We start from the raw sequence: 21,474 nt of genomic DNA, 5'->3' as shown, positions 1-21,474 counted from the left end.
GAGCGCAGCCCGGGGCCGTCCCGCCCCCTTGCGTGCTTCGGGTGCCCGATCTTCCAGCCGGCCTACCTTCCCGCTGGCCTTCCCATTTTCTCGCCGCCATGGCACAGGGCTGGCCATGACGAGGCGAGCGGCGCGATGAAACCGATACGATCCGACTGGACGGACATCGTGCTGGTGTGCCGCAAATGCGCGAAGAAGCTCGACGGCGGCTTCGGTCCCGATGGCAAGCACAGCCTGCCCAAGGCGCTGCGCGCCGAGATCGCCCGCCGCGAGGGGGCCAAACCTCAGAAGAAGGCGCGCCGCAAGGGCGCGCGCGTCGCCGTGGTCGAGGTCTCCTGCCTCGACGTCTGCCCGAAGAACGCCGTGGTGACGATTTCCTCGAACGAACCGGGCCGCTGGCATCTGGTGCGCGCGGGTGAGGAGGCCGGCGACGTGCTCGACCGGCTGGTGCCGCCGGTCACGCCGCCAGCCGGCGATTAGGCCGAGGCTTTGGCCGGCTCGGCGGGCCGGGCGTTGAACGCCCAGATCACCACCGTCATGATGCTCACCCCGATCACGATGCCGATCAGCCGGTCGATCGGCGGCAGGATGCTGACCGGCGGGCCGGTGCCGACCATGGTGACCAAGAGCGCAATGGCGGACTGGGTGCCGATATAGGCATTGGGCGTCTTGCCCAGATGCATCCGCGCAAAAGTGAACACGCCGAGCCCCATGCTGATGGTCCACCACCAGATGTGCACGGCGTCGATCCAGATGATCACCAGCGCCGTGGTGCCCCCGATGATGCAGCCCAGAATGCGCTGCCAGCCGCGATGGCGCGAGGCGGCGGGGTTGGCGTCGACGATGATCAGGCTCGAAATCAGCACCTGCACGAGCTGCGGCAGGTTGAACAGCGACCACACGATCACGATGGTGACCACGCCCAGCGCGCCGATGGCGGCCTGCTTGAGCGCGCTCTCGGGCGTGGCTGCGGCGGGCTGCGGGACCAGGCCGTGCGGCAGGCTCCGCTCGCCCGGCCCGATCGCCCAGTTCGCCAGCGTAGCGACCGTCACCCCGATGACGATTTCGTAGCAGCGATACCAGGCGAAGGAATAAATCTGGTCCGGCGTGGTCATGGCGCAGGCAATCATCAGCATGAAGGTCAGCGCACCGTAGAACCAGGCATAGCCATAGGCGCTGCGCTGTCGGCCATAGGTGCCGATGCCCGCCGCCAGCGCGACCAGCACGAGCTGCGCCGGCGGCAGTTGCTCGCTCCACAGCGCGGCGACATAGCCGGTGGTGACCCCGACAATGGTGCCGACCACCCGCAGCACCCCCTTGGTGAACAGCGCGTCGCGGTCGGTGTTGGAGATGATCATCACGCTGAGCGCGGCCCAGTAGGGCTGCTCCAGCCCCATCCACAGCGCGATGTAGACCGCGACGATCACGCCGACCGCGGTGGCGAGGGCCTGGCGGGAGATGTCGTCCATCGCCCCCTCCCCGCTCAGAACCAGATCAGCACGCGGGCATCGGCGCCGAGGAACAGGCCGAGATCCTCGGGCCAGTCGTCCAGCGTCACCTCCACCGGGAAGCGCCGCGGCAGCCGCACCCAGTCGGTGGACGGCTCGACATAGGGCAGCACCTGCACCTCGCCCTCCTGGCGCGCCACGCCGGGCGAAATGCCGGTGACGTGGCCGCCATGGATCACCCACGGATCGGAGCCAAGCGTCAGCCAGACCCGCTGGCCCAGCGCCACGCGCGCAAGATGGCGCTCGGCCATGTTGGCGACCACGCGCCGCCGCTCCGGGGTGATGATGGCCACCACCTTGGTGCCGCGTTCCATGTAGTCGCCGACCCGGATAACGAAGGGCGTCACCCGGCCCGGCGCGGGCGCGCTCACCACGGTCTTGGAGAGGTCGTATTGCGCGGTGGCGAGCGACGCCTCGGCATTGGCGATGTCGGCAGTGGCCACCGCCACGCGGCGGGTGGCGACGCTGAGCGCGGAGTCCGCCACCTGCACGGCGGCATTGGCGGTCGCGACGTCGCGGGTCGCCACGTCGAGCTGGGCCTCCGGCGAGAAGCCGTCCTTGGCGAGCGAGCGCACCCGCGCCAGTGTCTCGTTGGCATTGGTGGCCACCGCCTGGGCGGAGGCGATGGTGGCCTTGGCCGCGCTCACCTCGTCATTGGCGAGCGCCAGATCGGCCTGCGCCTGGGCGAGCGCCGATTCGCGCTCCTTCACCTTGAGCGCGAACGGGGTCTGGTCGATGCGGAACAGCACCTGCCCGGCGGTCACCGGTTCATTGTCCTGCACCAGAAGTTCAGAGATCGGGCCGGCGACCTGCGAGGCGATCACCACCACATTGCTGTCGACATAGGCGTCGCCGGTATAGGCGAAATAGCGGACGCTGATTTCGTAGAGCGCGAACAGCGTGAGCACTGCCGCGACGATGAGCAGGACCGGATGGCGGAGAAAGCGTGACAGCATTGAATAGACCGATTCCGGGCGGGACGCCGGCCCGCCCATCATCGCCAATGACGGCGCGCTGGCAAAGCGGCTTTCTCGCCATCGACCGCTGCCGCCACGCTGGACTTGGTCGCCCGGATCGAAGAAAGTCCGTCCGCCCATGAACTTGGCAGGGCAGGCGCCGGGCGGAAGCGACGCGTTTGCGCGCCGCCCGCACCAACGGCAACGGAATCAGCGCCATGGCCGACACGCATACCGCCATTCTCGTCGTCGACGATGTCGCCGAGAATCGCGACCTGCTGTCCCGTCGCCTCAGGCGCATGGGATTTTCCCAGATCGAGGAGGCCGAGAACGGCGTCGAGGCGCTGGCGGCCATCGACCGGCGCGCCTTCGACCTCGTGCTGCTCGACATCATGATGCCGGTACTGGACGGATTCGGCGTGCTGGAGCAGCTCAAGGCCGACGGGCGGATCAACGATCTGCCGGTGGTCGTGGTCTCGGCGCTGAACGACATCGAGCCGCTGGTGCGGTGCGTCGAACTCGGCGCCGACGACTTCCTGTTCAAGCCGTTCAACCCGACCTTGCTGCGCGCCCGCGTGCTCGCGACGCTGGAAAAGAAGGCGCTGCGCGACCGCACCCGCGACGAGCTGAAGCGCAAGCAGGTCGAACTCGCCGAGGCCCGCACGCTGCAGCTCGCCCTCGCCCCGCCGCGCCTGAGTGCCCCGCTCGGCGGCAGCCGGCTGCGCGTCGCGGCGATGCTGGAGCCGGCCAAGGAGGTGGGCGGCGACCTGGTGGATTATTTCGCCGTGGACGGCGACAAGCTCGCCATGCTGGTCGGCGACGTCTCCGACAAGGGCGCAGGCGCGGCGCTGGTCATGGCGCGCACCCATGCCATGTTCCGCGCGCTGGCGGCGCGTCCCGATTCCGGCGAATTGTTCGCCCGGCCGGAGCGCGCAGTGGCGCTGGTTAACGACGCGCTCGCGGTTGGCAATGCCAATTGCATGTTCGTCACCCTGTTCCTCGCCACGCTCGATCTCGATACGCGCCGCCTCGCCTATGTCCGCGCCGGCCATGTGCCGCCCTTCCTGCGCCGGGCCGATGGCGAGGTGCTGCGGCTCGAAGTCCTGAGCGGCCCGCCGCTCGGCGTCGCGGACGGCATCGCCTATCGTGCCGGCGCGATCGAGCTGGCGCCGGGCGACAGCCTGCTCGCCCTCACTGACGGTTTCACCGAGGCGCAGGACCCAGCGGGCGAGCTTTACGGCGAGGAGCCGATCGCCCGCTTCCTCGCCGCGACGCCGGGGCTGTCCGCCGACACGCTGCCGCGCCTCGCCGCCGAGGTCCGCGCCTTCGAGGCCGGGCAGCCTGCTTTCGACGACATGGCCGCCTTCCTGGTGGCGCTGGATGCGTCGGCGTAATTCCCGCACATTCCGAACGGCCTTGGGGGATAGGAAACATGGGAACCGAGATCGGACGGGTGGCGAAGCCCGAGGACCTGGCGACGGATGACGGCGGCGCCAGCGGGCGGGAGCTCACCTTGCTGCGCGCCACGCTGGAAAACATGGCCCAGGGTGTCGCCATGTATGATGCGCGGCATCGGCTGGTGACCTGGAATCCGCTGTTCCGCGAATATCTCGACATGCCGGACGAATTCCTCGGCACCGAGCACACCTTCTCCGACTATATCCGCTACCTGCACGGGCGCGGCGAGTTCGGCGATGCCGATGTCGAGGTGCTGCTGGCGAAGCGGCTGAAGGAGCTCGACCACTCCCACCAGTTCGAGCGGGTGCGCCCGGATGGCACGGTGCTGGAGGTGCGGCGCGATCCGATCCCCGGCGGCGGCTTCATCGCGATCTACACCGACATCACGGAGCGCAAGCGCGCCGAGCAGAAGCTCAAGGACGAAGAGGAGCGGCTGCGCCAGATCGACGGCGCCGCCCCGGTCGGCCTTGTCATCGTCGCCTGGCCGAGCCGGATCATCCGCCATGTGAATCCGTGCTTCGCCCGCATGTTCCGCAAGGACGCCGCTCAGTTCATCGGCAAGTCGATCGAGGGGCTGCTGGACGACCCCGAGAAAGGCCGCGAGTTCGGCGACGTCATGGGCCGCCTGCCGACCGGTCCGCAGGAATTCTCCTTCGTGAAGCAAGACGGCACCACCTGCTACACCATGGTGTTCGGCGGCGCGCTCGACTTCATGGATGATCCCTCCATCATCGCCACCGTCTCCGATATTTCCGACCGCGTGCGCATGGAGGACGAGCTGCGCGAGGCCAAGGAAGCGGCGGAATCGGCCAGCCAGGTCAAGAGCGCCTTCCTCGCCAATATGAGCCACGAGTTGCGCACCCCGCTCAACGCCATCATCGGCTACAGCGAAATCCTGCAGGAGGACGCGCGCGACGACGGCAACGACGCCCTCGTCGCCGACCTCGAAAAGATCCAGGGCGCCGGCAAGCACCTGCTCGGCCTGATCAACGACATCCTCGATTTGTCCAAGATCGAGGCGGGCCGGATGGACGTGTATCTGGAGCAGGTTTTCCTGACCCGGCTGGTGGACGAGGTGAAGACCATCGTCTCGCCCATGATGAAGAAGAACGCCAACAGCCTCGTCATCGACTGCCCGCCCGATATCGGCTCGGTGCGCACCGACCTGACCAAGCTCAAGCAGAGCCTGATCAACCTCTTGAGCAACGCCGCCAAGTTCACCAAGGAAGGAAAGGTCACGCTCTCGCTGGCGCGCGTGCCCACCGCCGAGGGTGGCGAGGAGGTGCGGCTCTCGGTCAGCGATAGCGGCATCGGCATGAGCGAGGAGCAGATGGGCCGGCTGTTCCAGGCGTTCACGCAAGCCGACGCCTCCACCACGCGCAATTTCGGCGGCACCGGGCTCGGCCTCACCATCACCAAGCATTTCGTCGCCATGCTCGGCGGCACCATCGAGGTGACGAGCGCACCCGGCGAGGGCGCCACCTTCACCATCCGCCTGCCGCAGGACGTCGCCGGCCGCCCGGTGGCGACGCCGGACGAACTGCCGGAGCCTTCCGCCCTCGACAAGGTGCGCCACGGCGCCATCACCGTTCTGGTGGTGGATGACGACGCGGCGGTCCACGAGGTGCTGGCCGCCACGCTCGGCAAGGAAGGCTACCACCTGATCCACGCCCATGACGGGCACGAGGCGCTGGAGATCATGCGCCGCGAGCCGCCGGACATCGTGACGCTCGACGTGATGATGCCCAAGATCGACGGCTGGTCGGTGCTCGGCATCATGAAGTCCGACCCGGCGCTCGACCATATTCCGGTGATCATGCTCACCATCGTCGACGACCGGACCCTCGGCTATTCGCTCGGCGCGGCCGAATACATGACCAAGCCGATCGACCGGCACCGGCTGCTGGCGCTGATCCATAAGTTCGCGCCCACCGCCAGCGAGATGCCCATTCTGGTGGTCGATGACGACGCGGATGTGCGCGCCATGGTGCGCACCACCATCGAGGACCTCGGCATCGAGGTCGCGGAGGCCGGCAATGGGCGCGAGGCGCTGGAATGGCTCGCCGCCAATCCGCGCCCGGCGCTGATCCTGCTCGATCTGATGATGCCGGTGATGGACGGGATGGAATTCCTGGAGCGGGTGCGCGGCATGCCGAAATTTACCGAACTGCCGATCGTGGTGCTCACCGCCAAGGAGCTGACGGCCGAGGAGCGCAACTTCCTCGCCCGCAACACGCTGCTGATCCTGAGCAAAAGCGCACAGCCCATCGGCACGCTCGGCGCCGCTCTGGCGGCGATCGCCGGGCGTGGCACGGCCGGGCGTTCCCATGTGGAGGAGACCTGATGAGCCGCATCCTGCTGGTCGAGGACAATGAGCTGAACCGCGACATGCTCTCGCGACGGCTGTCGCGCAACGGCTTCGAGGTGATCGTGGCGGTAAACGGGCAGGAGGGCGTCGACCTCGCGCTCTCCGGCAAGCCCGATCTCATCCTGATGGATATGAGCCTGCCGGTGCTCGACGGCTGGGAGGCGACGCGGCGGGTGAAGGCCAACCCGGAAACCGCTGCGATCCCAGTGATCGCGCTCACCGCCCACGCCATGGCGCAGGACCGCGAGGAGGCGATGGCGGCGGGGTGCGATGATTTCGACACCAAGCCCGTGGACCTGCCGCGCCTGCTCGAAAAAATCCGGGCGCGGCTGGGCCTTCCCGGGTGAGGATGCGGCGTCCGGCCGTGCGCGAGGACGTTCGCAGCACTGTCGTCAGAACGTCACGCGCGCGTTGCACATCACCGGAGTCGCTGTCCGAGCGGCTTGGCGCGCCGATTGCTAATCCCTCCCGGCCGATGCGGCGCCGGCACGGCGCGCTGCCGCCGGATCGAGCGTCCTCGGATCGAAACCCAGACCCATCGGGTGTTGCGCGTTGAGTGCCCTTGCCACGATTTCGGAGCTCCTCGCCGGGCTCGGCCTGTTCTTCATCGGCGTGAGGGCGCTCTCCGCCAACCTCGTGCCGCTCATGGGCCGGCGCGCACGCGCCGCCTTTGCCCGCGCCCTGCGCGGCCGGATGAGCTGCGCTATCGGCGGCACCATCGCCGGCGCGGTGACGCAGAGCTCCACCGCCGTGTCGTGGATCGTGGTCTCCTTCGTGAGGGCCGGCATCCTCACCGGCAGCACGGTGCTGCTGGCTCCGGTCTGGGCCAATGTCGGCACGGCGCTGCTGCCGCTTCTGGTGGCGTTCGACACCTCGATCGCCGCCGGCATCGTCATCGGCGCGGCGGGTTTCGCCAGCTATTTCAAGCTGGTAAAGCGCGAGAGCCTCAAGCATGCCATGGAAGCCGCGCTCGGCGCCGCCATGCTGCTGTTCGGCATGCATCTGGTCGCGCTCGCCGTCGGTCCGATCCGCGACGGGCTGATGCACCTGCCGTGGTGGGAGGCCGCGCTCGACCAGCCGCTGGTGCTCGCGCTGATCGGCGCGATTTTCTCCTGCGTCTCGCAATCCTCCTCGGTGTCGGCGGCCATCGCGGTCGCGGCGATGAGCGGCGGGCTGCTCGACCTGCCGGCCGCACTGCCGCTGGTCGCGGGCGCCAATGCCGCCGGCATGATCAACAATGCGGTGCTGATCCCCGGCGAGACCACGGCCGGGCGCCTCGCCTTCGCGCTTCAGGTCGCGCAGAAGGGCATCGGCGCGCTGTTCCTCGCCGTCGTCGCCACCTTCGCCGCGCTCTATCCGGGGCCGGGCGCGAGCCTGCTGGGTCTGGCCGGCAGCGCGCCGGACGGGCAGCTCGCCATCCTGTTCCTGCTGGCGCAGATCGTCGGCGCCGCCGGGGCGAGCCTGATCGAGGAACCGACGCGCCGGCTGATGCTGCGCCTGATGCCGGTGCCCGCGGTCGAGACGCTGGCGCAGCCGGCCTTTCTGATGCGCGAGGCGCTGAACGACCCGGCCGCCGCGCTCGACCTCACCTTGCACGAGCTCGGCCGCCTGAGCGCGCGCCTGCCGCAGATGCTGGACCACATACGCGACGAGCCGGACCTCGCGGCCCCCTCCCCGGCCGTGCTGCGCACCGCCGGCGTGACGCTGGCCGGCGCGATCCGGGCCTATCTGACCTCGCTGCTCGACAACCAGCCGACCCGCCCGCAGGTCGCCACCGCTCTGCTGCTGGAGGATGCCGCCGTCAATGCCAGCGCCTTGCACGAGGCTCTGGCGGAACTCGCCGATGCCAGCGTCAGCGCGCGTGCACTCCCCGCCGCCGGCCGGCTGGTGGAAGCGCTGCATGCCCTGCTCGGCACCGTGGCCGACCATGCCGAGGACCCGGCGGCGGACGATCCCGATATGGTGCTCAGCCTGCTCGGTCACCGCGACAAGCTGATGGAGGAACTGCGGCTGCGCCTCTCCTCGCAGGAAGACGTCGGCGCGGAGGCGCAGAACGCGCTGTTCCGCATGACGGTGCTGTTCGAGCGCATCGTATGGCTCGCGCGCCGTCTGGTGAACGATTTGAGCCAGGCCCGCCGCTCCGCCGCCGGCTGAACGCCCTCAGCCTGGCGTATCGGCGCCTTCGAGATCGAATTGCAGCGTCACCACGTTGCACCCGTTCTCGCGCGCATAGGCAAACCCGCCGGCGAAGCGGCGCACCAGATGCACGCCGAGCCCGCCGATACGGCGATCCTCGATCGGCGCGTCGAGATCGGGCGGCGGGGCGGTGAAGGGGTCGAAGGCATCGCCATCGTCGCGGATCACCAGCGTCAGGCGGTCGCCCTCGCGCGCGAGCGAAACCGCGATCTCGCCGCGTCGCCCGTCGGCATAGCCGTGATTGATGGCATTGCTGACGAACTCGTCGACGGCGAGGCTGACATTGAAGGCGACCCGGGCCGGCAGCCCGGAGGCTTCGGCATAGGCGTCGAGCGCCGCGCCGAGACGCTCCATCTCCGAAAGGTCGTTGTCGAGGCGGATGTCGATCCCGTTGTCGATCATGTCTCCGCCCTCGACATCGCCCGGAAGGCGCCGCTAGGTCAGCGCCGCCAGCGCGGTTTCGCGGCTCTGGTGGATGGGGATGAGGGCGGAGAAGCCGCTTACCTCGAACACCTCGTGCACCTGCGGGCTGAGGCCGCACACGGCGAGCGGAATGCTGGCGCCGCGCGCGAGCTTGGCCGCCTTCAGCACGACGCGCAGGCCCGCCGACGAGATGAAGACCAGCTCGGCGAAATCGAGCAGCACGCCGCTGCTGCCCTCCGGGATTGCCGCCAGAACCTCGTCGAGCCGCTGGGCACTGGAGCTGTCCAGCCGGCCCTTCACCGTCGTCACCACGACGGCATTCTCAATGGAACGGTCTATCTGCATCGAAACTCCGAACCACCTGCACGCGCCTGTGCCTTTCGCACCGCGTCAGGATTAGCCGACAAGGCCAAGGGCACGCAAGCACAGGCGCGATACCGCGCTCAGTGCTCCATGCGCAGGGTCAGCACCTGCCGTTCGCCCTCGCGGCCAAGCACCAGACGGTCCGCGCGCTTGCTCAGCATGTAGCCGACGAAGCGCGCCACCTCATGGGCGTCGCCCAGCAGGGCTTCCGGCGAGGGACGCAGGCTTGGCACTTCGATCGGCTCGCCGTTGTAGAGCAGCGAAACGTCGAAATTCATCTCGTCGAAATGCGCCCGCATCTCCACGTCGCCAGTGGCGAGGTCGTTGTCGAGCAGCATCTCGGCGGCCTCGGCGGCGAGCGGAATCGCCGCAGCCACCACGTCGCGCCGCGCGCCCCACAGGTCGCCCTGCCGCTCCAGGAACTCGGTCGCGGTCTCGAACGCGTTGTCGCCCCGCTTCACCGGCACGCTGGCTTCCTGGCGGATACCGATGCGGAACAGCAGGTTGAGCGCGATGGCGAAGCCGGTGGCGACCGAGAGCGGCGATTCGAAGATCGGGTGCATCCAGTCCGGCAGCGCCTCGACCAGCTCCGGCAGCACCGCCACCGCGAGGCCGGCGAGCACTGACAGGCCGACCGTGAAGATGCGCCGGTCGCTCATGCGCCGCGACAGGATCAGGTCCATGCCCGCGACGATGAGGAAGGCCGCGGCATAGAGCAGGATCGCCCCGATCACCGAGGAGGGAATGATGCTCAGAAGCGCGATCAGCCGCGGCGAAAATGCGGAGGCCAGCACCATGAGCCCCGCCGCGATGCCGACGCGCCACGCCGTGGTGCCGGTCGCGAAGGCGACGCCGATCGAGGCGGACGAGGAGGCGCTGGCAAAGCCGCCCACCAGCGCCGCACCGAGATCGCCGATGCTGTTGGCGCGGATGGCGCGGCCCGCCGTGTTCATGTCGACGCGCCGCCAGTCGGCATCGTCCATGCGCTGCATCGAGACCACGGTGCCGAGCATGTCGATGGCGGAGACGACGGCCGTGATGATGGCGACCGGCACAGCGACCCAGGAGAAGGTCAGGCCCGGCCAGCGCAGGTTCGGCAGGTCGACCAGCGGCAGGGCGGAAAACTCGAAGCTCGGGTGGTCGGGGGTGAGGCCGTAATACACCGCCAGCCCCCAGCCCAGGCTCGCGCCGATCGCCACCGCGAACAGGCGCAGCATGCCCCGCGAGAAAATGGCGAGGGCGACGATCACCGCCAGCGTGACGAAACTCACCAGCGGATAGCGGTAGTCGATCGCGCCGCCGCTCTCCTCGATGAGATTGAAGGCACGGCGGAAGGCCGGCGCGGCGAGCGCCACGCCCATCATGGTCACGGCCACGCCGCAGACTTCCGGCGGAAACACCGAGCGCAGCGCGCCCATGAAACGGGTCAGCGCGAGCTGGCTGAAGGCGGTAAGCACGCTGGTGCCGGCATAGGCCGCCGGGCCCCCTAGGCCGAGGGACTGGACCGCCAGCGGCAGATGCATCGGGTTCGGAAGCTGCACCAGCAGCACGCCGGAGCCGGTGCGCGGCCAGCACACCAGCATGGTGGTGATGCCCATGAAGATGACGCAGCCGGTGATCAGCACCTGCGTGTCCTCGAAGGACAGCCCGGCCTCGGCGGCCGCGACGATGGGATAGACCACGAACAGCAGCGCCAGCACGGCATGCTGGAATGCCAGGATCACCAGCGTGGTGAGCGGCGGGCGCTCGGGCGCGCTGTAGATGATGTTGGAAGGTTTACGCGCCATGGGTCGCCACGCGCCCCCGTGCGAGCCCGCCCCGGGGATGATCCGCCACTGCCATTCTCGTCCGCCCCTGCCGCGGCGCACCAGCCCGCGCGCCGTCCTCAAGCGACTATGAATGCTTCGGGAATTACCGGCAACAGCCGTGACGGGAAACCCACCGGCGCGCGTGCCCCGCTCAGGCCGCCTCGGCGAAACGGTAGCCGACGCCCGGCTCGGTGCGGATGATGGCGGGATTGGCCGGATCGCGCTCGATCTTCTGCCGGAGCTGGCCGATGAACACCCGCAGATAGTGCAGGTCCTCGCCATGGGCCGGGCCCCACACCGAGGTCAGCAGCGTGCGGTGCGTCACCACGCGGCCGGCATGGCGGGCCAGAAGGGTCAGGAGGTCATATTCCTTGGGCGTCAGTTTCACCGGCTCGCCGCCGCGCGTCACCAGCCGGCGCACCATGTCGATATCGAGCCCGTCGACGGCGTAGCGCTCGGCCTCGACCTCGACGCCCTTCTTGTGGCGCAGCGCGGTGCGGATGCGCGCGGTGAGCTCGCCGATGCCGAACGGCTTTTCCACATAATCATCCGCCCCGAGATCGAGCGCGGCGATCTTCTCGGCCTCGCGGTCGCGCGCGGACAGGATGATGATCGGCACATGCGACCAGCCGCGCAGCCGGGCGATCACCTCCTTGCCGTCCATGTCCGGCAGGCCGAGATCGAGCAGGATGAGGTCCGGCGCCGTGGTGGCGGCGGCCCTGAGCGCCTCGGCCCCGGTCGCCGCCTCGAACACCTCATAGCCCGCCGCCGACAAAGCCGGACGCAGGAAGCGCTGGATCTGCGGCTCGTCATCCACCACGAGAACGCGATTGCCGCTCATGGCTCGACCCGTTCCTGCTCGGACAGCGGAAAGCGCAGCACCATCCGGGTGCCGCGCGGCCGACCCTGGCGCTGCGGCGCCGGGCTTTCCGCCGTGATGGTGCCGCCCATGGCTTCGACGAACCCTTTCGCGATCGACAGGCCGAGCCCGGTGCCGGGCGGGCGGCCGTCGGGATTGCCGCGCCGGAAGAATTTCTCGAACACCGCGCCGAGGTCTTCCGGCGGGATGCCCGGCCCGGCATCGGTGACGGAGATGACAAGATCACGGCCCTCGACCCGTGCATAGAGCTCGACCGGCTGGCCCCCGCCATATTTGGCGGCGTTGTCCAGCAGGTTGAACAGCACCTGTCCGAGCAGCACGCCGTCGCCGCGCAGCAGCGGCAGGCCGGGATCGATGCGGGTGACGATGCCGAGCTTGGGGAAATAGCGGGCGCAGCGCTCCTGCGCCGCGCGAATGGCGTCGCCGACATCGATCCAGTCCGAGCGCGCATCGAGCGTGCCGGCCTCGATCCGCGTCATGTCGAGCAGATTGGCGACGAAGCGGGAGAGCCGCGCGCTTTCCTCCTCGATGGTGAGCAAGAGGTCGTCGCGGCTCGCCGCGCTCATTCGGTCGCCGAGCTGGCGCAGGCTGGTGACCGCGCCGGTGATGGTGGCGAGCGGGGTGCGCAGATCGTGCGAGATCGAGGACAGCAGCGCCGCGCGCAAATTCTCGCCCTGCAGCCGCGCGCCCTGCGCGATCGCTTCCTCGGCGAGCCGCGCGCGGTCGAGGGCGATGGCGGTCTGGTCCATCACCGCCAGCATCATGCGCTCCGATACGCCGTCGATGGCCTCGCCGCCCCAGCGCAACCCGTAGACGCCGACCGCGCCATCCGGGTTCATCATCGGGCGGAACTGGTAGGGGCTGGAGGGCAGCGTGCCGGTGTCCTGCCCGGCCGGCTCGCCATGCTCGAAGGCCCAGCGCGCGGCGGTCATGTCCGCGACGCCGAGCTCCGCGTCGGGCGGCCAGGCGGCGGCGAGCGAGAGTTCGCCCTCGCGCGGGGTCAGCACCACGGCGGGACGGCCGAAGCTGGTATGGAGTTGGGCGACCGCCACCCACAGCACATCCTCGGGCTTGGCGGTGCCGGAGAGCTTGCCGGCGAAATCATAGAGCGACTGCACCGCCCTCGCCCTCGCCCGCGCGGTCTGCGCCTGCTCGCGCACCCGCGAGGCCAGCCCGCCCGCCAGCAGCGCGGCGACGAGAAACACGATGAAGGCGAACACCTCATGCGGCGACGCTATGGTGAAGGTATAAAGCGGCCCGATGAAGAAGAAATTATAGGCGAGGCCCGACAGCAGCGCCGCCAGCAGCGCCGCGCCATAGCCGGCCCTTATCGCGGCGACCACCACCGCCATCAGAAACAGCAGCGAGACGTTGGGCACCGGAATCACCCGGTCGATTCCGATACCGATCAGCGTCGCCGCTGCCACGCACACGCAGGCCACCGCGCCCGAGCGCAGCCAGCCGACAAAGCCGACCGGGAACCGGCGCGGCCGGCGAAGCGGCTCCTCGCCCTCGCCGGTCACCAGATGGACGCCGAGCCCGGAGGCGCTGGCGGCCACCTCATCGGCGAGCGAGGCGCTGAACCAGCTCGCCCAGCGCGGGCGCGAATGGGCGCCGAGCACGATCTGGGTGGCATGCTCGCGCCGGGCGAGGCGGATCAGCTCAGTGACGAAATCGCTGGCGATGATGCGCCGGGTTTCCGCCCCAAGGCTCTCGGCAAGCCGCAGCCAGCTATCGACCCGCGCCTGCGCGGCGTCGTCGACCTCGCGCTCGGCGCGCTCCAGCGACACCACGATCCACGGCGCGTTGAGGCCGGAAGCGAGCCGGCTCGCGGTGCGCACCACCTTTTCCGATAGTGCATCCGGCCCGACGCAGACGATCAGCCGCTCCGCCGTGGCCCACGGCCCCTCGATAGCGTGGCGCTTGAGATAATCGACCATGTCGTCGTCGACACGGTCGGCGGTGCGGCGCAAGGCGAGTTCGCGCAGGGCCGTGAGGTTGCCGAGGCGGAAATAGCGCTCATAGGCGCGCTGGATGGTATCGGCGAGATAGATTCGGCCATCCTTCAGCCGCTCGATCAGCTCGGCCGGGGGCAGATCGACGAGGATGACCTGATCGGCCTTGCGCAGCACCGTATCGGGAATGCGCTCGCGCACCTTCACCCCGGTGATGTCGGCCACGACGTCGGACAGGCTCTCCAGATGCTGGACGTTCAACGCCGTCCAGACGTCGATCCCCGCCTCCAGCAGTTCCTCGATGTCCTGGTAGCGCTTGGGATGGCGCGCGCCTTCCGGGTTCGAGGAGGCGAGTTCGTCGACGATCAGCAGGCGCGGGCGGCGGGCGAGCGCGCCATCGAGGTCGAACGCCTCGATCATCCGGCCGCGATGCTCCAGCCGCACGCGCGGCAGCACGTCGAGCCCGTCGAGAAGCTGCGCGGTCTCCGCGCGGCCATGGGTCTCGGCGAGGCCGACCACGATGTCGATGCCGTCGGCCTTCAGCTTCCGCGCCCGTGTCAGCATGGCGTAGGTCTTGCCGACCCCGGGCGCGGCACCGAGGAAAATGGTCAGCCGGCCCCGTCCGTCCTGCCGCGCGGCGGCGAGCAGGGCATCCGGGTCCGGCCGGTTATCGTGTCGGTCGGCGGTCGGCGCCATGCCCGGTTCAGCCCTTGAGCGCATCCAGTGCGAGATTCAGCTCTAGCACGTTGACGCGCGGCTCGCCGATGAAGCCGAGCTGCCGGCCTTCCGCGACGCGCTCCACCAGCGCGGCAACATCGGCTTCGGCCAAGCCGCGGGCATGGGCGACGCGGGCCACCTGCGCGCGGGCAAAGTCCGGCGAGATGTGCGGATCGAGCCCCGAGGCCGAGGTGGTCGCGGCGTCGGCCGGCACGGTGCCGGCAAGCCCCGCCCCGCGCAGCCGCTCGACATCCGCGGCAACGCGCTCGCGCAACTTCGCCGAGGTCGGGCCGAGATTGGAGCCGCTGGAGGCCCCGGCATTATAGGGGTCCGGGCCGGTCGCCGAGGGGCGCGGCCAGAAATAGCGCTCCGAGGCGAAGTTCTGGCCGATGAGGCTGGAGCCGATCACCGTGCCCTCGCGGGTGATCAGGCTGCCGCGCGCCTTGTCACGCGCCATGGCATCGGCGATGCCGGTGATGGCGAGCGGATAGGCGAGCCCGGTCAGCACCGTCATCAGAAGCGTGAGTACGAGGGCGGGGCGGAGAGCTTTAAGCATGATCACACCAGATGAAGCGCCGAGACGGCGAGGTCGATGAGCTTGATGCCGGCAAACGGCAGGATGAGGCCGCCGAGCCCGTAGACCAGCAGGTTGCGGCGCAGCAGCGCGCTGGCGCCGACCGGGCGATAGGCGATGCCCTTCAGCGCGAGCGGGATCAGCGCGATGATAATCAGCGCGTTGAAGATCACCGCCGAGAGGATCGCCGATTGCGGCGAGGCGAGCCCCATCACATTCAGCGCGTCGAGCGCCGGATAGGTCGCCACGAACAGCGCCGGGATGATCGCAAAATACTTCGCGACATCGTTGGCGATGGAGAAGGTGGTGAGCGAGCCGCGCGTCATCAGCAATTGCTTGCCGATCTCGACGATCTCGATGAGCTTGGTCGGCGAGGAATCTAGGTCGACCATGTTCGCGGCTTCCCGCGCGGCCTGCGTGCCGGTCTGCATGGCGACGCCGACATCCGCCTGCGCCAGCGCCGGCGCGTCATTGGTGCCGTCGCCGCACATGGCGATCAGCCGGCCGCCCTCCTGCTCGCGGCGGATATAGGCGAGCTTGTCCTCCGGCGTCGCCTGGGCGAGGAAATCGTCCACGCCGGCCTCCGAGGCAATGGCGGCCGCCGTCACCGGGTTATCGCCGGTGACCATCACGGTGCGGATGCCCATGGCGCGCATGCGGGCGAAGCGCTCCTTGATGCCGGGCTTCACCACGTCCTTGAGATGGATGACGCCCACCAGCCTGCCGCCGTCGGCCACCGCCAGCGGGGTGCCGCCGGTGCGGGCGATGCGGTCCACCGCCTGCCGGAATTCGGCGGGCGCATCCTGCGGGCCGAGGCCGGTGAAGCGCAGCACCGCGTCGACCGCGCCCTTGCGCAGCCGCCGCCCGCCGCCATCGACGCCCGAGAGCCGGGTTTCGGCGGCGAAGGGCACGATGGACTCCGTAGTGAAACCCTGTGCCGACGCACCGAACTCGCCGGTCGCCAGCGCCGCGATGGAGCGGCCTTCCGGCGTCTCGTCGGCGAGGCTCGCCAGCAGCGCGGCCTGTGCGAGGTCGAGCGGCGCCACGCCCGGGACGGGAATGAAATCGGTCGCCATGCGGTTGCCGAAGGTGATGGTGCCGGTCTTGTCGAGCAGCAGCGTGTCGACATCGCCCGCCGCCTCCACCGCGCGGCCGGAGGTGGCGATGACGTTGAAGCGCACCAGCCGGTCCATGCCGGCAATGCCGATGGCCGAGAGCAGGCCGCCAATGGTGGTCGGGATCAGCGTGACCAGCAACGCGGCCAGCACGGTGACCGACAGAACGGTGCCGGAATAGCCGGCCAGCCCCCACAGCGTCACCACGGCGATCAGGAAGATCAACGTGAGGCCGGACAGCAGGATCGACAGCGCGATCTCGTTCGGGGTCTTCTGCCGCTTGGCGCCTTCGATCAGCGCGATCATGCGATCGACGAAGCTGGAGCCCGGCGCCACGGTGATGCGGATCTTCAGCCGGTCGGACAGCACCTGCGTGCCGCCGGTCGCCGCCGAGCGGTCGCCGCCGGATTCGCGGATGACAGGCGCGGATTCGCCGGTGATGGCGCTCTCGTTCACCGAGGCGACACCCTCGACCACCTCGCCATCGCCCGGGATCAGCTCCCCGGCCTCGACCAGCACGATATCGCCGAGCCTGAGCGCGGTGGCAGGCACGGTCTCATTGCGCGCGCCGCCCTCCAGCAGCCGGCGGGCGGAGAGTTCGGAGCGGGTACGCTTCAGGCTTTCCGCCTGCGCCTTGCCCCGCCCTTCCGCCACGGCTTCGGCGAAGGTGGCGAACAGCACGGTGAACCACAGCCACGCGGCGATCTGGCCGGAGAAGCCCGCCTCCCCGCCGCTTACGAGGTCGCGCAGGAAGAACAGGGTGACGAGCGCCGCCACCACCTCGGTGACGAAGATCACCGGGTTGCGCATGAGCTGGCGCGGATCGAGCTTGGCGAAGGCCGAGCGACACGCCGGCACGAGAATCGCCGGATCGAGCAGCCCCTGCGGGCGGCCGGCTTCGGGAGCATTGGATTTGGAGGACATGATGTGCCCTTTCCTTCAGAAGGTCTGGCCGGCGAGCATGGCGAACTGCTCGACGATGGGGCCGAGCGCCAGCGCGGGGAAAAACTGCAGGCCGCCGAGAATGAGGATGATGCCGATCAGCAGGCCGACGAACAGCGGCGTGTGGGTCGGAAACGTGCCGCTCGATGCCTTTGTTCGGACCTTCATCGCGATCGAGCCGGCAATCGCCATGACCGGAACCACATAGCCGAAGCGGCCGAACATCATGGCGAGCCCGAGCGTGGTGTTGTACCAGGGCGTATTGCCCGACAGCCCGCCAAAGGCCGAGCCGTTATTGCCGGCCGCCGAGGTGTAGGCGTAGAGGATTTCCGAGAGGCCGTGCGGGCCCGGCGTGCCGATGCTGGCCAGCGCCACCGGCAGCAGCGCCGACACCGCGGCAAAGCCGAGGATCGCCAGCGGCAGGATCAGCACGGCGAGCATGGCGTATTTCATCTCGCGCCCATCGATCTTCTTGCCAAGCAGTTCCGGCGTGCGCCCGACCATCAGCCCGGCGACGAACACCGCGAGAATGGCGAACACCACCAGCCCGTAGAGCCCCGAGCCGACGCCGCCCGGCAGCACCTCGCCGAGCTGGATCAGGAACATCGGCACCAGCCCGCCCGCTCCGGTCAGCGAACCATGCATGGCGTTGACGCCGCCATCGGAGAGCCCCGTGGTCACCGCCGCATACAGCGCGCTGGCGGACTGGCCGAAGCGCACCTCCTTGCCCTCCATATTGCCGGCGGCCGCATCGAGGCCGAGCGAGGTCAGGATCGGGTTGCCGTAGGTCTCCGCCCAATACACCGCGCCGACGCCCGCGATCAGCAGGATCGCAATCGCGGCGAGGAAGGCCCAGCCCTGCCTGCGGTCGCCGACCATCTGGCCGAAGCTGTAGACCAGCGCCGAGGAGACCGAGAGCATCGCGAAGATGTTGAGAAGGTTCGACAGCGCGGTCGGGTTCTCGAACGGGTGCGCGGCGTTGACGTTGAAGAAGCCGCCGCCATTGGTGCCGATCTGCTTGATCGCCTCCTGGCTCGCCACCGGACCGAGCGCGATCACCTGCTGGGCCCCTTCGAGCGTCGTCGCGGTGACCGAGGCTTCCAGCGTCTGCGGCAAGCCCATGAAAACGAAGATGAGCGCGACCGCGATGGCGAGCGGCAGCAGCACATAGAGCGTGGCGCGGGTCAGATCGACCCAGAAATTGCCCAGCGTCGCCGCCCGCGAGCGGGCGAAGGCGCGGGTGAGCGCCATGGCCAGCGCCATGCCGGTCGCCGCCGAGACGAAATTCTGCGTGGTGAGCCCGGCCATCTGGCTGAAATGGCTCAGCGTGGTCTCACCCGCATAGTTCTGCCAGTTGGTGTTGGTGACGAAGCTCACCGCCGTGTTGAAGGCGAGGTCCGCCGGCACATTGGCAAAGCCCTGCGGATTGAACGGCAGAAAAGCCTGCAGCCGCAGAATGGCGTAGAGCGCCAGCACGCCGGTGAGCGAGAGGGCGAGCATGGCCAGCGTATAAGCCAGCCAGCCCTGCTCCTTGCGGGCATCGATGCCGGCCAGCCCATAGAAGCCGGCTTCCACCGGCGCGAGCAGTGGCGACAGAACGGTGCGCTCGCCCGAGAACACGCGCGCCATATAGCTTCCCAGCGGCTTCACCACGAGAAGCACGCTAAGGAACAAGGCTGCGATCTGCAGCCACCCGACGAGAGACATGATGAGGGCTCCGCCGCTCAGAAATGTTCAGGACGCAGCAGCGTCACGACGAGATAGGCCGCGAGCGCGAGCGCGACCGCGAGGCCGAGAATGGGTTCGATCATGGCAAATCCCTCACGATAGCCGTGCGAGCAGGCGCGCATAGACCGAGAGCGCGGCGAACAGGCCGACGGTGAGGAACAGAAAGAAAAGGTCCGCCACGGGACAATCTCCTGACGCTTCAAGGAGCCGGAGAGATGGACCCGTCACGGGTCAGATATCGATTGCGGAGCGCGAAGCCGGGCGTAAGGAAAAGCTCAAGATCGGGCGTGGAGGACGCCTCATTTTCCCGCGCATCTTTATTGGCGGAACGCGCGATCCGTTATAGACAGGCGCTCGCGCGGGCGTGGCGGAATTGGTAGACGCAGCGGACTCAAAATCCGCCATTGGCAACAATATGTCGGTTCGAGTCCGACCGCCCGCACCAGTTCAAGACAAGCCTCTCGCAACTCGCTTCGCGCGCGGACATACGCGGCGATGGGAGTGCCGCCCCCTCCCACCTACCGAAAAGGCTCACCGACCAGGCGGCTCAGCGCTTCCGGCCGGCGGGCGATCACATCGGCGAGCGTGTGGCGGTCCAGCACCGCAAGGAACGCCCCCATCGCTTCGCCCAGAACGCAGGCGAGGCCGCAGCCGGGGGCCAGCAGGCAGTTCGCGCAATCAACCAGCGCCAGGCTGCCCTCGGTGCGGCGTACCAGTTCACCGATGACGATGCGCTCTGGCGGCATGCCAAGCCGGATGCCGCCGGTTCGCCCGCGCACGCTCGCCACATAGCCCGCCTGCACGAGATCGCTGACCACCTTCATCAAATGGCTCTGCGAGATGCCGTAGGCTTTGGCCACTTCCGCGATCGAGCATTGGCGCTCCGGGCGCGCGCCAAGATAGAGCAGCACGCGCATCGCATAGTCGGAATAGCGCGTCAGATGCATCTGCGGCCCCTCGCGCGCCGGCTGACTTTCATTGCTCCAATTATATGCATATCATATGCATGTTTTCACGGGGAGCCGGTTCATGAATAGCTCGACCAGCGGCACGCGCCGGTTCGTACTCGCGAGCCGGCACGCGGAAAGCGATGTCATCACCTCGTTCGTGCTGCGTCCGGCCGATGGTGGGGCTCCGCCGGCACACCGCGCCGGCCAGCATCTCACGCTGTGGGTCGACATTCCCGGCGAGGGCCGGCACAAGCGCAACTACACGATTTCCTGCGCCCCGAATGGGGAGAACTGGCGCATTTCGGTGCGGCGTCAGGAGGCCGGGCGGGTCTCGCAATGGCTGCACGACCATGCCGTCACTGGCGCCGAATTCGACGTCGCCGGCCCGGCTGGAAGCTTCGTGCTGCCCGACCCTGCCACGGCCCCCGTGGTGATGCTGAGCGCCGGCGTCGGGCTGACGCCGATGGTCGCGATGCTGGAGCAGCACGCCGCGGCGCCGATCGGTCAGCCGATTCATTTCGTGCACGGCGCGCGGGACGGCGCCAGCCATGCCTTCGGCGGCCATGTCCGCGCGCTTGCCGATCAGGCGCCGGACGTGACTGTGACGACCTTCTACAGCCGCTCTCGACCGGAGGATCGGGAAGGTCGCGACTATGATATTTCCGGTCACCTGACGCCGGAGTGGATCCTTGCGAATACAGAGGCCAAGATTGCGGACTACTTTGTCTGCGGTCCGCTCGACTTTCTGCGGGAAATGATCGGTGCGTTGACAGCTGCCGGGGTGCCGTCATCCCGACTGCATTACGAGTTCTTCGGCCAGGTGGAGGACCTGCTCGACGCCGCGCCCACGCCGGCATCGTCCTCCAGCATCGCGGCTCCGCACGCGGCGACCACCATTAGCGGCTTCAGCCGCACCGAGATCGCCGACGGATTGCTGGACAGTGCCGCCGATGCGGTGATCGCCAGCGATCGCGAGGGGATGATCGTGCTGTGGAACGCCGGCGCGACGCGGGTGTTCGGCTTCACGCAGGAGGAAGCCCTCGGCCAGTCGCTCGACATCATCATCCCCGAGCCGTTTCGCCAACGCCATTGGGACGGCTACCACGAGACGGTGAGCACCGGGCAGAGCCGCTACGGCGCCGGCGATCTGCTCGCCGTGCCGGGATTGACCAAGGCGGGCGGACGCATCTCGCTGGAATTCACCATCGTGCTGCTGAAGGATGACCGTGGCCGCGTCACCGGCATGGCCTCGGTGCTGCGCGATGTGACGAAGCGTTTCGAGGAGCTGCGGGCGCTGAAGAAGGAGCTGGCGGGCTTGCGCGAGCAGCACGCCGGGCCGTGAGCGGCTGTGCGCCCATGCCACTAGACTCGCGTGTCGGCGCCCTGATTCCGGCCACGTCCCCGCAACACAAACGAAAACCCCCGCCGGCTTTTTGAGCCTTGCGGGGGTTTTTGTAGGTATCGTTTAGAAGCGGATGCTGTGTTTGGCAGGCCTGGCAGCGACCTACTCTCCCAGGTCTTAAGACATAGTAC

The 21,474-nt window shown here is 68.5% G+C and carries 18 protein-coding genes and 1 tRNA gene; 7 read left to right on the top strand and 12 right to left on the bottom strand.

The window, feature by feature from the left end; translation table 11 throughout:
- The first annotated feature begins 135 nt into the window (after positions 1–135).
- Positions 136–480 (top strand): (2Fe-2S) ferredoxin domain-containing protein, encoded by a 345-nt coding sequence (locus VRZ77_RS13735; protein WP_414593207.1) that lies wholly within the window; start codon positions 136–138, stop codon positions 478–480.
- On the opposite strand, the gene VRZ77_RS13730 is transcribed toward VRZ77_RS13735, so the two are convergent.
- Complete coding sequence (locus VRZ77_RS13730; protein WP_414593206.1) at positions 477–1,469, bottom strand: FUSC family protein; 993 nt, start codon at positions 1,467–1,469, stop codon at positions 477–479. The genes VRZ77_RS13735 and VRZ77_RS13730 overlap by 4 nt on opposite strands.
- 14 nt (positions 1,470–1,483) lie before the next feature.
- Positions 1,484–2,464, bottom strand: a complete 981-nt coding sequence (locus VRZ77_RS13725; protein ID WP_414593205.1) for an HlyD family secretion protein — start codon at positions 2,462–2,464, stop codon at positions 1,484–1,486.
- Between the two features lie 218 nt (positions 2,465–2,682).
- Between VRZ77_RS13725 and VRZ77_RS13720 the strand changes: the two genes are divergently transcribed.
- The 4 genes from VRZ77_RS13720 (at position 2,683) to VRZ77_RS13705 (ending at position 8,444) form a co-directional block, all read left to right on the top strand.
- Positions 2,683–3,858 carry a PP2C family protein-serine/threonine phosphatase gene (locus VRZ77_RS13720; RefSeq protein ID WP_414593204.1) on the top strand — a complete coding sequence of 392 codons (1,176 nt, stop codon included), beginning with the start codon at positions 2,683–2,685 and terminating at the stop codon, positions 3,856–3,858.
- 38 nt (positions 3,859–3,896) lie between these two features.
- On the top strand, positions 3,897–6,266 hold the full coding sequence (locus VRZ77_RS13715; protein WP_414593203.1) for a response regulator: 2,370 nt from the start codon (positions 3,897–3,899) through the stop codon (positions 6,264–6,266).
- The gene (locus VRZ77_RS13710) at positions 6,266–6,637 is read left to right on the top strand and encodes a response regulator (RefSeq protein ID WP_414593202.1); all 372 of its coding nucleotides are present in this window, start codon (positions 6,266–6,268) and stop codon (positions 6,635–6,637) included. Before VRZ77_RS13715 ends, VRZ77_RS13710 begins: the two co-directional genes overlap by 1 nt.
- 205 nt (positions 6,638–6,842) lie before the next feature.
- Entirely contained in the window at positions 6,843–8,444 is a 1,602-nt protein-coding gene (locus tag VRZ77_RS13705) for a Na/Pi symporter (protein WP_414593201.1), read from the top strand.
- A 6-nt stretch (positions 8,445–8,450) separates the two neighbouring features.
- Here VRZ77_RS13705 and VRZ77_RS13700 read toward each other — a convergent pair whose 3' ends face one another.
- The 9 genes from VRZ77_RS13700 to kdpF all read right to left on the bottom strand — a co-directional run bounded on the left by VRZ77_RS13700 (position 8,451) and on the right by kdpF (position 19,113).
- Entirely contained in the window at positions 8,451–8,888 is a 438-nt protein-coding gene (locus tag VRZ77_RS13700; protein ID WP_414593200.1) for an ATP-binding protein, read from the bottom strand.
- A 33-nt stretch (positions 8,889–8,921) separates the two neighbouring features.
- Complete coding sequence (locus VRZ77_RS13695) at positions 8,922–9,254, bottom strand: STAS domain-containing protein (RefSeq protein ID WP_414593199.1); 333 nt, start codon at positions 9,252–9,254, stop codon at positions 8,922–8,924.
- A 98-nt stretch (positions 9,255–9,352) separates the two neighbouring features.
- Positions 9,353–11,059 (bottom strand): uracil-xanthine permease family protein, encoded by a 1,707-nt coding sequence (locus VRZ77_RS13690; RefSeq protein ID WP_414593198.1) that lies wholly within the window; start codon positions 11,057–11,059, stop codon positions 9,353–9,355.
- Between the two features lie 172 nt (positions 11,060–11,231).
- Positions 11,232–11,921: a response regulator gene (locus VRZ77_RS13685; RefSeq protein WP_414593197.1), complete on the bottom strand. Its 690-nt coding sequence runs from the start codon at positions 11,919–11,921 to the stop codon at positions 11,232–11,234.
- Positions 11,918–14,611 (bottom strand): DUF4118 domain-containing protein, encoded by a 2,694-nt coding sequence (locus VRZ77_RS13680; protein ID WP_414593196.1) that lies wholly within the window; start codon positions 14,609–14,611, stop codon positions 11,918–11,920. Before VRZ77_RS13680 ends, VRZ77_RS13685 begins: the two co-directional genes overlap by 4 nt.
- Before the next feature lie 7 nt (positions 14,612–14,618).
- Positions 14,619–15,188, bottom strand: a complete 570-nt coding sequence (gene kdpC, locus VRZ77_RS13675) for a potassium-transporting ATPase subunit KdpC (RefSeq protein WP_414593195.1) — start codon at positions 15,186–15,188, stop codon at positions 14,619–14,621.
- 2 nt (positions 15,189–15,190) lie between these two features.
- On the bottom strand, positions 15,191–17,245 hold the full coding sequence (kdpB, locus tag VRZ77_RS13670; RefSeq protein ID WP_414593194.1) for a potassium-transporting ATPase subunit KdpB: 2,055 nt from the start codon (positions 17,243–17,245) through the stop codon (positions 15,191–15,193).
- Between the two features lie 15 nt (positions 17,246–17,260).
- The gene (gene kdpA, locus VRZ77_RS13665) at positions 17,261–18,970 is read right to left on the bottom strand and encodes a potassium-transporting ATPase subunit KdpA (RefSeq protein ID WP_414593193.1); all 1,710 of its coding nucleotides are present in this window, start codon (positions 18,968–18,970) and stop codon (positions 17,261–17,263) included.
- Between the two features lie 17 nt (positions 18,971–18,987).
- The gene (kdpF, locus tag VRZ77_RS13660; RefSeq protein ID WP_414593192.1) at positions 18,988–19,113 is read right to left on the bottom strand and encodes a K(+)-transporting ATPase subunit F; all 126 of its coding nucleotides are present in this window, start codon (positions 19,111–19,113) and stop codon (positions 18,988–18,990) included.
- Between the two features lie 236 nt (positions 19,114–19,349).
- Here kdpF and VRZ77_RS13655 point away from each other — a divergent pair.
- Positions 19,350–19,436 (top strand) — tRNA-Leu (locus VRZ77_RS13655).
- Between the two features lie 73 nt (positions 19,437–19,509).
- On the opposite strand, the gene VRZ77_RS13650 is transcribed toward VRZ77_RS13655, so the two are convergent.
- Entirely contained in the window at positions 19,510–19,938 is a 429-nt protein-coding gene (locus tag VRZ77_RS13650; protein ID WP_414593191.1) for an Rrf2 family transcriptional regulator, read from the bottom strand.
- An 82-nt stretch (positions 19,939–20,020) separates the two neighbouring features.
- Between VRZ77_RS13650 and VRZ77_RS13645 the strand changes: the two genes are divergently transcribed.
- On the top strand, positions 20,021–21,283 hold the full coding sequence (locus tag VRZ77_RS13645) for a PAS domain S-box protein (RefSeq protein ID WP_414593190.1): 1,263 nt from the start codon (positions 20,021–20,023) through the stop codon (positions 21,281–21,283).
- The last annotated feature ends 191 nt before the right edge of the window (positions 21,284–21,474 follow it).

Source organism: Ancylobacter sp. G4_0304, assembly GCF_047501495.1.
GTDB lineage: Bacteria > Pseudomonadota > Alphaproteobacteria > Rhizobiales > Xanthobacteraceae > Ancylobacter.
Note: the sequence above shows the minus strand (reverse complement) of the source record. Positions and strands in the feature narration are given on the sequence as shown.

Bases quoted from the DNA above. Each gene is read 5' to 3' on its own strand.
- VRZ77_RS13725 (WP_414593205.1), bottom strand. From the start codon at position 2,464: ATGCTGTCACGCTTTCTCCGCCATCCGGTCCTGCTCATCGTCGCGGCA.
- kdpC (WP_414593195.1), bottom strand. From the start codon at position 15,188: ATGCTTAAAGCTCTCCGCCCCGCCCTCGTACTCACGCTTCTGATGACG.
- VRZ77_RS13650 (WP_414593191.1), bottom strand. From the start codon at position 19,938: ATGCATCTGACGCGCTATTCCGACTATGCGATGCGCGTGCTGCTCTAT.
- VRZ77_RS13700 (WP_414593200.1), bottom strand. From the start codon at position 8,888: ATGATCGACAACGGGATCGACATCCGCCTCGACAACGACCTTTCGGAG.
- VRZ77_RS13645 (WP_414593190.1), top strand. From the start codon at position 20,021: ATGAATAGCTCGACCAGCGGCACGCGCCGGTTCGTACTCGCGAGCCGG.
- VRZ77_RS13720 (WP_414593204.1), top strand. From the start codon at position 2,683: ATGGCCGACACGCATACCGCCATTCTCGTCGTCGACGATGTCGCCGAG.
- VRZ77_RS13735 (WP_414593207.1), top strand. From the start codon at position 136: ATGAAACCGATACGATCCGACTGGACGGACATCGTGCTGGTGTGCCGC.
- kdpA (WP_414593193.1), bottom strand. From the start codon at position 18,970: ATGTCTCTCGTCGGGTGGCTGCAGATCGCAGCCTTGTTCCTTAGCGTG.
- VRZ77_RS13715 (WP_414593203.1), top strand. From the start codon at position 3,897: ATGGGAACCGAGATCGGACGGGTGGCGAAGCCCGAGGACCTGGCGACG.
- VRZ77_RS13710 (WP_414593202.1), top strand. From the start codon at position 6,266: ATGAGCCGCATCCTGCTGGTCGAGGACAATGAGCTGAACCGCGACATG.
- VRZ77_RS13685 (WP_414593197.1), bottom strand. From the start codon at position 11,921: ATGAGCGGCAATCGCGTTCTCGTGGTGGATGACGAGCCGCAGATCCAG.
- VRZ77_RS13730 (WP_414593206.1), bottom strand. From the start codon at position 1,469: ATGGACGACATCTCCCGCCAGGCCCTCGCCACCGCGGTCGGCGTGATC.
- kdpB (WP_414593194.1), bottom strand. From the start codon at position 17,245: ATGTCCTCCAAATCCAATGCTCCCGAAGCCGGCCGCCCGCAGGGGCTG.
- VRZ77_RS13690 (WP_414593198.1), bottom strand. From the start codon at position 11,059: ATGGCGCGTAAACCTTCCAACATCATCTACAGCGCGCCCGAGCGCCCG.
- VRZ77_RS13695 (WP_414593199.1), bottom strand. From the start codon at position 9,254: ATGCAGATAGACCGTTCCATTGAGAATGCCGTCGTGGTGACGACGGTG.
- kdpF (WP_414593192.1), bottom strand. From the start codon at position 19,113: ATGCGCGCCTGCTCGCACGGCTATCGTGAGGGATTTGCCATGATCGAA.
- VRZ77_RS13680 (WP_414593196.1), bottom strand. From the start codon at position 14,611: ATGGCGCCGACCGCCGACCGACACGATAACCGGCCGGACCCGGATGCC.